The 13,327-nt window shown below is 69.7% G+C and carries 13 protein-coding genes and 1 pseudogene; 7 read left to right on the forward strand and 7 right to left on the reverse strand.

The genetic code is table 11. From position 1 onward, the window contains the following. Positions 1 to 345 precede the first annotated feature (345 nt). Positions 346 to 2,733: an MMPL family transporter gene (locus OH809_RS09435; protein WP_406422841.1), complete on the forward strand. Its 2,388-nt coding sequence runs from the start codon at positions 346 to 348 to the stop codon at positions 2,731 to 2,733. Between the two features lie 7 nt (positions 2,734 to 2,740). Here the strand turns inward: OH809_RS09435 and OH809_RS09440 are convergent, their stop codons facing one another. The 5 genes and pseudogenes from OH809_RS09440 to OH809_RS09460 all read right to left on the reverse strand — a co-directional run bounded on the left by OH809_RS09440 (position 2,741) and on the right by OH809_RS09460 (position 6,183). Further along, positions 2,741 to 2,863, reverse strand: coding sequence for a hypothetical protein (locus tag OH809_RS09440; RefSeq protein ID WP_406422840.1), 123 nt, complete (start codon positions 2,861 to 2,863; stop codon positions 2,741 to 2,743). A gap of 7 nt (positions 2,864 to 2,870) precedes the next feature. Beyond that, positions 2,871 to 3,032, reverse strand: a pseudogene (locus OH809_RS09445) (glycosyl transferase); the annotation flags it as partial. A 54-nt stretch (positions 3,033 to 3,086) separates the two neighbouring features. Next, positions 3,087 to 4,394 (reverse strand): ABC transporter substrate-binding protein, encoded by a 1,308-nt coding sequence (locus OH809_RS09450; protein ID WP_406422839.1) that lies wholly within the window; start codon positions 4,392 to 4,394, stop codon positions 3,087 to 3,089. Continuing rightward, entirely contained in the window at positions 4,394 to 5,233 is an 840-nt protein-coding gene (locus OH809_RS09455; RefSeq protein WP_406422838.1) for a carbohydrate ABC transporter permease, read from the reverse strand. The genes OH809_RS09450 and OH809_RS09455 overlap by 1 nt, the downstream gene beginning before the upstream one ends. Continuing rightward, complete coding sequence (locus tag OH809_RS09460) at positions 5,230 to 6,183, reverse strand: carbohydrate ABC transporter permease (RefSeq protein ID WP_406425272.1); 954 nt, start codon at positions 6,181 to 6,183, stop codon at positions 5,230 to 5,232. The genes OH809_RS09455 and OH809_RS09460 overlap by 4 nt, the downstream gene beginning before the upstream one ends. A 132-nt stretch (positions 6,184 to 6,315) precedes the next feature. Here OH809_RS09460 and OH809_RS09465 point away from each other — a divergent pair, with 132 nt between their 5' ends. From OH809_RS09465 to OH809_RS09490, 6 genes are all read left to right on the forward strand, one after another. Beyond that, the gene (locus OH809_RS09465) at positions 6,316 to 7,182 is read left to right on the forward strand and encodes a phosphotransferase enzyme family protein (protein WP_406422837.1); all 867 of its coding nucleotides are present in this window, start codon (positions 6,316 to 6,318) and stop codon (positions 7,180 to 7,182) included. Positions 7,183 to 7,425: 243 nt separating this feature from the next. Beyond that, complete coding sequence (locus tag OH809_RS09470; protein ID WP_406422836.1) at positions 7,426 to 7,830, forward strand: hypothetical protein; 405 nt, start codon at positions 7,426 to 7,428, stop codon at positions 7,828 to 7,830. 11 nt (positions 7,831 to 7,841) lie between these two features. Beyond that, a complete protein-coding gene (locus OH809_RS09475) occupies positions 7,842 to 9,173 on the forward strand; it encodes a hypothetical protein (RefSeq protein ID WP_406422835.1) in 1,332 nt (443 codons plus the stop codon). Between the two features lie 58 nt (positions 9,174 to 9,231). Then, a complete protein-coding gene (locus OH809_RS09480) occupies positions 9,232 to 9,729 on the forward strand; it encodes a hypothetical protein (RefSeq protein ID WP_406422834.1) in 498 nt (165 codons plus the stop codon). 60 nt (positions 9,730 to 9,789) lie between these two features. Then, positions 9,790 to 10,302: a hypothetical protein gene (locus OH809_RS09485; RefSeq protein WP_406422833.1), complete on the forward strand. Its 513-nt coding sequence runs from the start codon at positions 9,790 to 9,792 to the stop codon at positions 10,300 to 10,302. Between the two features lie 214 nt (positions 10,303 to 10,516). Then, positions 10,517 to 10,870, forward strand: a complete 354-nt coding sequence (locus OH809_RS09490; RefSeq protein ID WP_406422832.1) for a DUF4333 domain-containing protein — start codon at positions 10,517 to 10,519, stop codon at positions 10,868 to 10,870. Between the two features lie 24 nt (positions 10,871 to 10,894). Here OH809_RS09490 and OH809_RS09495 read toward each other — a convergent pair whose 3' ends face one another. Next, positions 10,895 to 11,623: a 3'-5' exonuclease gene (locus OH809_RS09495; RefSeq protein WP_406422831.1), complete on the reverse strand. Its 729-nt coding sequence runs from the start codon at positions 11,621 to 11,623 to the stop codon at positions 10,895 to 10,897. A 188-nt stretch (positions 11,624 to 11,811) separates the two neighbouring features. Next, the gene (locus tag OH809_RS09500) at positions 11,812 to 13,044 is read right to left on the reverse strand and encodes an SAV2148 family HEPN domain-containing protein (RefSeq protein ID WP_406422830.1); all 1,233 of its coding nucleotides are present in this window, start codon (positions 13,042 to 13,044) and stop codon (positions 11,812 to 11,814) included. Positions 13,045 to 13,327 lie beyond the last annotated feature (283 nt).

Consider the following 13,327-nt stretch of genomic DNA (forward strand, 5'->3'; position numbering starts at 1 on the left):
AGCGCGGCCGCCGCGCCCCGTGGAGAGAGCACGGCGGCCGCCGATTCGGTGATGCCTGCTGCTCAACGACCTTCAGCAGCTTGTTCTGGCGGAGAAGCCGTTGATGGCGCTGAGCAACCCGGTGAAACTCTGAGCGAGATGCTGAAGCACTGGGTGACGCCCGACAGCCTTTTACGTGTAAGGGTCATGGACCGCTCCTCTCAGGGAACCACCTGGCTCGCAAGGTGGAGAACGGGCCCCGCCGGTTCACCGGGGAGCATGAGGAGACAACTCGATTCCGTCCATAACCTCGGAGCAGCGACGGTGGCAGGGAGCCGACGTCGGCCACGAGGGGGCAGGTCCGTCATGGGAACAGTGGATTCGGCGCGCACGGGGGCGCCACGCGTACGCGGCATCGCCGCCCGGGCCGGCGGCTGGAGCGCACGGCACCGATGGGCGGCGGTGACCGTATGGGTGCTGTTCGTCGTTCTCGCGATGGGACTCGGCTCGGCGACCGGCCGGGTCGACGTGAAGGAGAGCGATCAACTGTCCGGCGAGGTGGGTCGGGCCGTACAGATCACCGAGGACGCCGGGCTGAAGGATCCGGCGGGCGAGACCGTGCTCATCCAGGCCGACAGCCCCTCGGTGAAGGCCACTTCACCGGAGTTCCGCTCGGCCGTCGACGCCGTGATGCAGGCGGTCCAGTCCACCGGTGAAGTGACCGCCGTGACCTCTCCGTACTCGACGAAGAGCATCTCGGCGGACGGTCGCAGCGCGCTCGTACAGTTCCAGATGCGGGGGGATCCCGAAACGGCGAGCGCGCGCGTCGAACCGGTGCTGAAGGCCGTCGACAAGGTCCAGGGCGAGCACGACGGTCTCGTGATCGAGGAGATCGGCAGCGCCAGCATGGGCAAGACCTTCAACGACGCCTTCGGCGACGACTTCCAACGGGCCGAACTCTCCGCCGTACCGGTCGCGCTGGGCATTCTGCTGGTCGCGTTCGGGGCCCTCGTCGCCGCACTGCTGCCGGTGGCTCTGGCCATCACGGCGATCATCGCGACGATGGGGCTGATGGGCGTGGTCAGCCATCTCCAGCCGATGAGCGAGACGGCGAACTCGGTGATGCTGCTGGTCGGTCTGGCCGTCGGTGTCGACTACTGCCTCTTCTATCTGCGGCGCGAGCGCGAGGAAAGGGCCAAGGGACGCGACGCCCGGACCGCCCTGATGATCGCTGCGGCAACCAGCGGGCGCGCGATCATCGTCTCCGGTGTGACGGTCTGTGTCGCGATGGCCGGCATGCTCTTCACCGGTCTCGCCGAGTTCGAGGCGATGGGGCTCGCCTCGCTCATGGTCGTCGCGGTCGCGATGGTCGGCTCGGTGACGGTCCTTCCCGCCCTGCTCTCGCTGCTCGGCGAGCGGGTCGAGAAGGGGCGGGTGCCGTTCCTCAACCGCCTCAAGCGGTCCGCCGGTACCCAGCGGAAGTCGACCGCTCACAACAACCGCCCACACCCGTCGGCCGTGCAGCCGGGCGATGCGAGCGGCGAGAGCCGGGTGTGGCGTGCGGTACTCAACTCGGTGCTGCGCCGCCCCTGGACTGCGCTGGTGATCGCGGCGGGCGCACTCACCGCGATTGCACTGCCCGCCGTCGGCATGCACACCCAGAACCTCACCCTGGACCAGGAGTTCGGCAGCTCGCTCCCGATCGTGCGGACGTACGAGCGGCTCAACGCGGCATTCCCCGGCGGCGCCGACCCGGCCCGGGTCGTGGTGAAGGCCGACGACATCAACGCCGCTCCGGTACGTCAGGCGCTCACCGATTTCCGCGAGCAGGCCGTCGCGTCGGGCGCCTCCAAGGGCCCGGTCGACATGGTGACGCACGACGCGGAGAACATCGCGGTCATCGACGTACCACTGGTCGGTGGATCCGATCAGAACAGGGCCGTCAAGAGCCTGGATCTGCTCCGTGACCAGGTGCGTCCGGACACGCTCGGCAAGGTCGACGGCGTAGAGGCGCCGATCACCGGTCAGGTCGCGGGGTCGAAGGACTTCAACGACCAGATCGTCGGCGCGGTGGTGCCGGTATTCGCCTTCGTCGTGGTCTTCGCCTTCCTTTTGATGCTGCTCTGCTTCCGTTCACTGACGATCGCGGTGACGTCCATCGTGCTCAACCTGCTGTCGGTGGGCGCCGCGTACGGCATCCTGACCGCCGTCTTCCAGCACGGCTGGGGCGCCTCTCTGGTCGGTGCGGAAGGGGTGGGGGCAATCATCTCCTGGCTGCCGCTCTTCCTGTTCGTGATCCTCTTCGGGCTCTCGATGGACTACCACGTTTTCGTGGTGTCCCGGATCCGGGAAGCCCGCCTGCAGGGCCGTTCGACCAGGGACGCGATCGCCCACGGCGTGGTGACAACGGCAGGCGTGGTGACCAGCGCGGCGGTCATCATGGTCGCGGTGTTCGCGATCTTCGGCACGCTGTCGATGCAGTCCATGAAGCAGATGGGCGTGGGCCTGGCCGCTGCGGTACTGATCGACGCGACGATCATTCGCGGGGTGTTACTGCCGGCCGTCATGGCACTGCTCGACGAACGCAACTGGTACCTGCCGCAGTGGCTGACGTGGCTGCCGGACCTGACACATGACGAGTCGGCCGTCGCGGACGAGGTGCGCGACGACCGGGCCCCGGGTGCAATTCCCTCCCCCGCCGTTGGGGCCACGGGGGAGACCCAGGACGACACGCTCACCGGAAAGTCCCGATAGTCCTTGCTCAGGCGGGCAGTTCGGCTTCGATGAGGCCGACTGCCCGCTTCGTGCCGCCCTCCCCCGCCATGTGCTCCCGTACCGCCGCCGTCTTCGCCGCCACCACCGGGTCCCCGGCCAACGCGAGCACGGCGGTACGCAGCGGTGGCGGCGACCTTCTCGGCGAAGGACGGCGGGATGGCATAACTGACGCGGTGCCCACGGCCGACGAGTTCCCGGATGACTTCGAGGCTCGGGTTCACGTGTCCGTGGGCGGCGATGGAGAACATGGCGATGTGGGCACGCCGGATATCCGTCATACCCACACCATGGGCGAGACGAGATGTCTGGTGCAGCCGGAATTCCTTTTCCTGTCAGCGCTGATAGCGCGCCAGGACCCGGTTCCCGTCGTCGACCAGGCGATTCTTCAGTTCGTCCCGTCCGATCGCCCCGCTGTAGTACTCCTGGAGTGCGGGCGTCGCGACCTTGTCCTTCCACTCGGGGTAGCCGCGCACCGACTGGGCGGGCGCCGGACGCAGCCCCTTCGCGAGTGCGGCGCCGGTCGCCCAGCCGTTCTCGGCCGTGTGCAGAGCCGGGTCCGCGAGCGCCGCCGTGCCGGTCGGGAGCATCCAGTCCCCCTGCGCCAGGCGCACCATGTTCTCCGGGCGCAGCAGGAAGTCGATGAACTCCACGGCCGCCTTCTTGTGCGGGCTGGCCTCGGCGACGGAAAGGGTCTGCGGGCTCACACCCTGGGCGAGCCCGTCGCTGCCCGCAGGTGCGGGCAGCACGGTCCACTCGAAGCCCTTCGGGGCCTGCTCGACAACCTGCTGACGGTAGGAAAAGCCCAGCGGAACCATCGCGTACCTGCCGCCGAACAGCCCCGGGAGGGTGTCGGAGCCTCCCATCCCGAGCGTGGTGCGGGCGGCGCTGTGATCGGTGTTGACCTGGTCGCGGATGGTGCGGGGCATGACCTCGTCGCCCTCGTCGAGACGGATGGTCACCTTGCCGTCGGCACCGCGGTGGAAGAGCCGGCCGCCGCTGGAGACTCCGAGGTTGAGGGTGACGGAGACCGGTTCCCGGAGCGGCCAGGCAACTCCGTACGCCGCCTTCCCTTCCCCCTTGCCTGTCAGTTCCTTGGTGACCTGCCGGAATTCGTCCCAGCTCCAGGGCTTCGCGGGGCTCGGGATCCGGACCCCGGAGGCCTTGAGGATCTTGGTGTTGGCGATCAGGACCCGGGGTTCCTGGAGGAACGGCACCCCGTAGACACCGTCGCCGAACCTTACGGTCCGCCAGCTCTGCTGCGGGATGTCGGCGGCCAGCCGGCCGGGGAGCAGTGTGCGCAGGTCGGCGAGATAGCCGCCGTACGCGAAGTCGGCGAGGTCGTCGGAGGCGTCATGGATGACATCCGGTGCCTCGCCGCCCTCGAAGGAGGTGAGCAGCTGGTCGTGCACGCTGTCCCAGCTGCCCTGGACGTACTCGACCTGGATGTCGGGGTGACCCCGGTTCCACTCCTCGACCAGCTGCTTGTTGGCGTCGACGGACTCCTTCTGCCAGGCCAGCGACTGGAAGCGGAGCTTGACCTTCCCGCTGTTGTCCGTTCCGCCGCCGGCACCGCTGCAGCCGGTGAGGAGCAGAGCCAGTGCGGTGGCCATGGCGGCCGCGGTACGCACGAGTGGCCGCATCAGCTCTTCACCGCCCCGGCCAGCATGCCCCCGGTGATCCGGCGCTGGATGATCGCGAAGAGGACAAGGGAGGGCAGGGTGGCGAGAAACGCGGCGGCGGCGAGCGGCCCGAGCTCGGCCGCGCCCTCCGCGCCGAGGAAGTGGGTGAGTACGACCGGCAAGGTCTGCTTCTCCGGTGTCTTGAGCAGGACGAGCGCGAAGAAGAACTCGTTCCATGCGGTGATGAACGCGAAGAGTGCGGTGGCGACGATGCCGGGGGCCAGCAGCGGGACGGTGACCGAGACGAGTGTCCGCAGCCTTCCGGCGCCGTCGACCGAGGCGGCCTCCTCGAGTTCGGGCGGTACGGCGCGGACGTACCCGACCAGCATCCACAGCGCGAACGGCAGCGCCCAGACGACGTACACCATGATCAGCCCCCAGAGGGTGTTGATCAGATGCAGATTCTTGAGGATCAGGAAGAGCGGAATGATCAGCAGGACGAAGGGGAACGCCTGGCTGACGACGACCCAGCCGGTGGCGGCCGCCGTGAGCCGGGTGCGCTGGCGGGCCATCACATAGGCCATGGGCGTGGCGATGACGACGGCGATCAGAGCGGCGGAGACCGCGGCGACCAGCGAGTTGGCGGCGGCCTGCAGCAGGGGCTGCTCATCGAAGGCCTGCCGGAAGTTGTCCAGGGTCGGATGCTCCGGGATCCAGGTGGGGTGCAGGGAACCCAGTTCGCGCGCCGGCTTGAAGGCGGTGGAGATCAGCCAGAGAAACGGGAACGCCAGGAAGACGAGGTAGCCCAGGAGCGCGACGTACTGTCCCGCGCGGGCGGATCTGCTGGTCCGGAGACTCACTGGTCCTCGCCTCCCCTGAGCCGGCCGACGAGGTGGACGGCGAGGACCACGGAGATCACCGCGACCATCGCACAACCCATCGCCGCGGCGTAGCCGAACTGGCCGTAGCGGAAGGCTTCCTCGTACGCGAAGAGCATCGGCAGCCGGGTCCGGCCACCGGGACCGCCGTTGGTCAGGACGTAGACCAGGGCGAAGGAATTGAAGTTCCAGATGAAGCTGAGCGCGGTGATGGAGAGCGCGACCGGCCTGAGGGCCGGCCAGGTGACGGTACGGAACCGGCGCCAGGCACCCGCGCCGTCCAGGGCGGCCGCCTCGTGGAGTTCGTGCGGGGTGTTCTGGAGGCCGGCCAGAAGCGCGACGGTGGTCTGCGGCATGCCCGCCCAGACGCCGACGACGATCACGGCGGGCAGCGCGGTGGCGAGTCCGGTCAGCCAGTCCCGGCCGTCGCCGAGCCCGAGATCGCGGATGGTCTCGTTGAGGACGCCCGCGTCCGGGTTGTAGACCAGCCGCCACATGATGCCGACGACCACTTCGGGCATCGCCCACGGGATGATCGCGAGGGCCCGCGCGAGCCAGCGCATCCGCAGGTTCTGGTTGAGCAGGAGTGCGAGGCCGAGGGCCAGGACGAACTGCGGGATGGTGACGCCGACCGCCCAGACGAGGCCGATCCGGAACGAGTCCCAGAAGAGGGCGTCGTGGAGCAGGTCCTGGAAGTTGAGCCCGCCGACCCACTGGGTGGAACGGGTGCGGCCGGACTGGGCGTCGGTGAACGCCAGCGCGATGCCGTAGAGCAGCGGGCCGACGCTGAGGATCAGGATCGGGATCAGGGCGGGCAGCACAAGGAACCACGTACCGGCGTTCCGGTTGACCCGCGGGGCCGGTCCACCCTGCTGGGACTGTGGGATTCCGGGCGGGCCATGCCGCCCGGACTGCACCGTTGCGTTCGCCAACGTCACGAATTCGACCCCCTTGCGTCAATGGATCGGTTTCACCCGGATCTGGCCGCTCAGGTTGCCCCCGCCATGGTGCTGACGGGTCGTCGGTTCGTCAAGGTCGCCTGCACAGATGCGAAAATCGGATCCATGAACGAGATGCGTGCGCGCGAGGTGCTGACCGCTGCCGGGCTGTCCGACGGCGCGGAGCTGCTCGCGCTGGGCGAGAACGCGGTGTTCGCCGTCGGCGGTCTGGTGGTCAAGGTCGGCCGGAACGCCGTGCAGAACCCGGAACTACGGGACCGAGCCGAGCGCGAGGTGGCCGTCGCTCAGTGGCTGGCCGCCTCCGGTGTCCCCGCCGTACGGGTCGCCGAGCCCGGGGCGCGGCTGGTGGAGGGCCACCCGGTGACGCTCTGGCACCGGCTGCCCGACGCCGTACGCCCTGCCGAGCCGCGCGATCTCGCCCCGCTGCTCACCCAGGTGCACGCGCTGCCCGCCCCGGAGGGCTTCACGCTGCCGCGCCGTGAGCTGCTCGGCGGCGTCGAGCGCTGGCTGCGGCTCGCGGGCGACGCGATCGATCCGGCCGACGCCGACTATCTGCGCGGCCGGCGCGACGGCTTCGCGAAGGCCGCGGCGGCCCTTGCCCCGCACCTGCCGCCGGGCCCCATCCACGGCGACGCGCTCCCCCGCAACGTCCACGTCGGCCCGGACGGGCCGGTGCTGGTCGATCTCGAGACCTTCTCCGCCGATCTGCGCGAGCACGATCTGGTGGTCCTCGCACTCTCCCGCGACCGGTACGGACTGCCCGCCCATGCCTACGACGCGTTCACCGAGGCGTACGGCTGGGACGTACGCACCTGGGAAGGATGCGCGGTTCTGCGCGGCGCCCGCGAGACGGCGAGCTGCGCCTGGGTCTCCCAGCACGCCCCGGCGAACCCCAAGGCGCTGACGGAATTCCGGCGCAGGGTGACGTCACTGCGCGAGGACGACCCCGAGGCGCGCTGGTACCCCTTCTGAACGGCGCTTCCCGTCGCGCGGAAGAGCTGGATACGCGCGGCGGGCCGCCCGCCCGCACCGCCGTACAACTCGGTCACCCATGTCTCCCGTCGGTCCGCCGAGCGGTCCTCACGGGCGTATGCCCTTGCTCGGGCGAGGGTGCGGTGCCGAGGCCCTGGGGCGCCTGTCCGGTGCCCAATGACCTTCCGTACTATGCCTCTTGGCCGTGAGGCCGAACAGGTGCGATTGCAACGGGGGTTGCCCATGGGAGCCGGAGAAGGCGGCGAGCAGAAGCTCGCGAGTTCGCCCAGCGACAAGAAGCGCGCGACGAAGTACATGGAAGAGCACCAGATGCCCGACACCCAGGCAGCCGCCCGCATGGCGGCCGGTGGTGGAACGGTGCGGCCGCCCTTCCTCGCCCCGTCGGCCCCCGCGGGCCCCCTGCTGAAGCAGGACACCGGACTGAAAGGGCTCTCCGGCTGGGCCTCGGACCAGGGCGTCTCCGACGCGCTGGTCGCCTGGCAGGGGCAGGCGAACCGGCTGATGGGGCGCTTGCAGCAAGAGCTGAACGCGCTGAAGGGCACGCAGAACATCTTCCAGAACCAGGACCTCGCCGCCGGCGCCCAGGCGGACTCCATACGGCTCCCCAGCAGCCTCGACGGGATGTGACGGGCGCCGCCATGACGCTGAACTATCACGACGTGATGACCGCCGACCTGTCTTCCTTCGCGGATGTCGCCGGGGCGTGGAAGAAGATGGGCGAGCGCTTCGGTGAGCTCAAGACCAACTACGAGAAGCACGTGCAGGGCGTGCTGGCCAACGGCAACTGGCAGGGACTCGCCTACGGCGCCCAGCAGCACAACGCCTCGGCCACGAGCTTCGAGTACGGGGCGGCGAAGACGGAGGCACTGGCCATCGCCAGTCTCCTCACGGATGCCCAGACCGAGCTGACCCGCCTGCAGAAGGCGGTCAAGGACCTGGTCGAGGACGCCGAGAAGAAGGACTACAAGGTCGACGGCTCCGGCAAGGCGACCTACATCGGGTACGACAACCTCTCCGAGCAGGAGCGGTTCGCCCTCCATCACGACCCCGACTACCCCCGGCTGATGGCCGACGCCCGCGAGAAGGCTCAGGGCTGGACCGACCAGATAGCCAAGGCGGTCAAGGCCGTCGACACCACGGACCAGAGCGTGAAGCGGGCGCTGTCCCGCGCGACGAGCGACGTCTCGCTGGACGGTATCGGCATCGGCGGGTTCAACACGCAGGCCGAGGGCGATCTGGCGAAGGCCGGTAAGCCCGACCCCAAGCCCGGCAAGAAGGACGGATGGGTCTCCGAGACCGACTCCGAGGCCTCGGGACCAGGAGTCGGGGCGGAGGCCAGCGGTCCAAACGTCGGGAAGGGGAAGCTGGCTGAGGCCGAGGCACACGCCGACCTCGGCCGCGCCAGCGCGGAGGGCACGCTCACCAACGGTCCGCTCAAGCTGGCCGGAGAAGCCGAAGCCTATGCGGGCGCCAAGGGCTCGGCGGCCGCCGGCATCACCCATGAGGGCGTCCAGGCCGAGGCCGGTGCCTTCGCGGGCGGCGAGGCTTCAGCCAACGGCAGCGCCGACGCCGGCCCCGTCGGGGTGTACGGGCGGGCGGAGGCCATGGCGGGCGCCGAGGCCGGTGTCAACGCGGGGGCAGGTCTGGACGGGGTGCAGCTGGGCGCCGAGGCCTTCGCCGGCGCGAAGGGCAGCGTCGGCGCGGGCGCGGACGTCGGGGGAATCGGCGTGGGTGTCACGGCCGAGGGCTGGGCCGGTCCCGGCGCGGAGGCAAGTCTGAACGCCAGCAAGGACGCCAACGGCGTATGGCACTTCGGCCCCAAGGTGGGCGTCTCCCCTGCCCTCGGTGGCGCCGTGGGCTTCGAGTTCACCGTCGACCCGGGGAAGGTCGTCGATACGGTGAGCGATGCGGCCGGGGCCGTGGGCGATGCAGCGAGCTGGGTAGGCGACGGGATCGGCAGCCTGTTCTGACGCACGCCACCGCGGACCCGCTGCCGTAAGCACACCGTTGCCGTAAGGAGAGACCGGGATGACCACCACCCTGCCCGTACCGATCGCGTTCGAGCTGCCGGACGGCTGGCGCGCCACACCGCCGGACGGAGTGGGCGCGACGGGCGCGGCATTCGTCGCACTGCACCCGCATCCGGATGCGGGATTCACCGCGAACATCACGATCGACGGCGAGTTCCGCCCGGACGCGGCGACGCTCCCCGAGATCGCCGACGAGTCGGTGGAGAACCTGCGCCGGTCCGCCGCGTCGGTCTACGTCGCCGAACGCCGCGAGGTCGGTTCCGCGGAGGCACCCGGCCTCACCCAGACCCTGGCCATCTCGGCCGTCGCCGGGGGCACCCTCCGCCACCTCGTGCAGTCGCAGGTCTACCTGTCCATGCTGGACGTCACAGATCCGAGCAGGCGGGCGGTGATCCGTCTGATCCTGACGGTGACCGCGTCCCAGCACCTCGCCGTCCTGGAGGACTTCCGGGACTTCGTGCGCACGGTCCGCCCGGACACCGGCGCGGCTTCGTAGCACGTCCCGCCGGAACGGCCCTTCTTGCACCGACAATCCGACCCCTCATAGATTGACCTCATGGGATTCTTCGACATGCTGACCGGAACCAAGCGTCCCGAGGACGGGGTCGCGCCACGCTCAGCCGAGGAGTTGCGGGCAGCCCTGCTCAGCCTCAACCGGCCGGATGTCCCGTACATCATCAGCGACGGCGCAGCGCATGACGCCGATCTGGTGGCGGAGTGGCGGATCGCCGAGCCCGCCTGGCAGACCTTCTTCATCGGGTCCCAGCTGACGCACGCCCTCCGGATCCGGATGCGCCTGGTCGAGGAGGTCCCTGAGGTGCGTGCCGTCGAAGAACAGTGGGAGGTCACCCGCGTCGGGAATCCTCCGCGGCTCCAGACTTCGGCGGAGTACGCGCGCGGCGCGGGCAGGACCGTCTCCCGCCGCTGGACGCTCCAACGCGGGGAGAACGGCCGCCTCGAAGCGACGGAGACATTCAGCTTCGACAGCGCGCAGCTGACCAACCCCCTGCGGAACGCCGCCCTCAAGTCGGGCTGGACCTGGCGCGGAGTGATCTTCGGTAAGTTGTGAGGTCTGCGGGACTACGACTCGCCGCCCAACCCCGCGGCCTCCCCCGCCTTCCGCGGGGACGCCCGTCCCTCCGGGCTCCTGCCCGGACCGGGGTCGGCCCGGCATGTTCCCGCCTGCTGCCGGAGGTGGGCCGACCGCCCTCCGGCGGCATCCGCGGAACACGGTCCCACGTATGCTTCCGGCGACTGCCTTGATCATTCGGAATGGAGCACCCATGACCATAGCCCGCTCGACCGCAGCGAAGTGGAGCCTCTCGGCCGTGGCCGCCGGCGCGCTGCTCGTCGGCTGCTCGGCGTCGGTCAGCGCCGGAAAGTCCGAGCCGAAGCTGTCCTCGGACAAGCTGGCCGGCTCGCTCGCCGACAAGCTCGCCTCCACGACGGGCCAGCCGAAGCCGGACATCACGTGCCCGGAGGACCTCGCCGGGAAGGTCGGTACCGAAACCCGGTGCACGCTCACCGCGGACGACGGCAGCACCCTGGGCGTGACGGTCACCGTCACCTCCGTCGACGGAAAGCAGATCCACTACGACTTCAAGGCCGACGAGACGGCTTCGCCGGCTCCGAACTGACACCCCTCGCCCGTCGGATCACCCTCAACCGCCTGCGGGCTCCCGCCTCCGGGGGATGAGCGGCCAGGCCGGTTCGATGACTGCCGCCGGATCCGCGGTGCGTCGCAGATAGGCCTGCAAGGAGAGCGACTGCTCGGCCGCCGCGCGCACCTGAAGACCGTGCAGGTCCTCCAACGGCATCACTCCGACGGGCTGGTGCTTCTCCCCCATACGCCGCACCACGCGGGCAGCGGCCACGGCGTCCGCCCTCGCGTCGTGCGCGTCGTCGAGCGACACCCCGTAGTGGGCACACAGCGCGTGGAGGGCCCGCTTCCCCTTCCGGTACTTGTCGACATGCTTGTCGATCACCAACGGATCGATGACGGGCGAAGGCGCGTCGCCCAGTCGCTCGCTGACCGACTCGACCGCGTACCGCCGGCACTCACGGTCGAGCAGGGACAGGTCATAGCGTGCGTTCATCACCACCAGCGGCGTCCCTGAGCGCAGCCCGTCAGCGACGGCCCGTGTGATCTCCTCGATCGCGGAGGCGGCCGGCGCCCCGTGCTCACGGGCACGTTCCGTCGAGATGCCGTGGATCGCCGATGCCTGCTCGGGTATGGCCACACCCGGATTCAGCAGCCAGGTCCGCTCCTCCGACACGGATCCGTCCGCCTCCAGCCGGACGACCGCCGCCGTCACGATGCGGTCGGTCTCGACATCCGTCCCCGTGGTCTCCAGGTCGAACGCCAGCAACGGCCCGCTGATCCAGCTCATCGGACCGCCCCCGCCCCGACGACCGCGGCGGTGACGATCCGGGCCTCCAGCGGGTCCGTGCCGCTCGTCCCCGGGCCGAAGCCGACCGGGCACTCCTGATGCCAGCTCATCCCGTACCTCCTTCTGTGGTGCGTTCCCCCAAGTGATGACCACCTTCGCACGCAGCACTGACAACGCTGGAAGGGGCGTCAGGAGACGGGCCTGGAGTCCGTCCAGACCGACTCGAACTCCTCGCGGTACGTCTCGAACAGTCCGTGCTCGTTGTCCTGGCCCGCCCGGACCACCGCCCGGCCCCCTCCTCGCAGCACCAGCACAGGCGCCTCCATGCCGCGTGCGCGCCGCAGATAGGGCTGGACGACACCCACCGCGTCCGCCCCGTCGCCGTCCACCAGATAGGCCGTGAAGCGCGGCGTCTCGTCGAAGACGTGGATCTCGAACGCGCCCGGATCACGGAGTTTGGAGCGGACCCGCCGCATGTGGAGGATGTTCATCTCCACCGACCGGCTCAGCTCGCCCTTCTTGAGCCCGAGTTCCCGCTCACGCCGCTTGACCGCGCTGCTTGCCGGGTTGATGAACAGCAGCCGGATCCGGCAGCCCGATTCGGCGAGCCGGACCAGCCGGCGGCCGGAGAAGTTCTGCACCAGCAGATTGAGGCCTATGCCGATCGCGTCGAGGCGGCGCGAACCGCCGAAAAGGTCCTCGGCGGGCAGCTGGCGCTGCAGCCGGACCCGGTCGGAGTGGACGGAGACCACATCCGCATACCGATCGCCGACCAGTTCCTCGACGGCGTCCACCGGCAGCCGGTCCGCGGACGGCACCGCGGCGCCACTGCCCAGGATCTCCAGGAGGCGCGCCGAGGCGCGCTCGGCCTGAGCGAGGACCGCCTCGTTCAGCGCACGGTTGCGGGAGACGACATTGCGGGCGACCTCCAGTTCGTCGAGTGCCAGCTCGACATCGCGCCGGTCGTCGAAGTACGGCTCGAAGCAGGGCCAGTGCTGAACAATCAGCTCCCGCAGCTGCGGGAGCGTGAGGAAGCTGAGCACGTTGTCGTCGGCCGGGTCGAGCAGATAGCCCTTGCGGCGGGAGACCTCGCGCACGGCGACGGCGCGCTGCACCCATTCCTGTCCGGCGGGCCCCGCGGCGGCCACCACCCAGTCCTCGCCGTGCACCGGCTCGTAGATCGGCCGCAGCACCGCGGCGACCACGGAGCGCAGCCGCTGTTCCACGAGATTCAGCCAAATATAGGCACGCCCGGCCCGCTGGGCCCGGGTCCGGACCTCGCTCCAGTCTTCCGCGCCCCAGCCCAGTTCGGCGCCGATCTCCATGGGCTGCGCAAGCGATACCGCCCCGGGCGGGGCGTCGACGGATTCCCCCTCGTGACCTGGGTCACCTGGGGGCAGCTCGAACCCTCCCGAGCTCACCCGCGCACCGCCTTCCGCTCCCCCACCAACGATCAAGGAAGGGTACTCCGCGAGCGGCAGCCGGTGCAGCCGGATGGACAGGCTCCTTTCTCAACTTCCCCGGACGTCAGGCGCGTTCCCTGCGGCAAGATTTGCCGTAGTGAGCCGATTCATAGTGATTGAACACCCCATCAAGGGCCGCATTCCGGACGTGTGCCCCGGTCAGGTTCTCGGATTCCGGTTCCGGGCGGCACGGAGAGGCCCGATGTTGACCGGTCCGGCGGACGTGGCCGACCGGACCGTG

It is taken from the genome of Streptomyces sp. NBC_00873, from assembly GCF_045207415.1.
Lineage (GTDB): Bacteria > Actinomycetota > Actinomycetes > Streptomycetales > Streptomycetaceae > Streptomyces.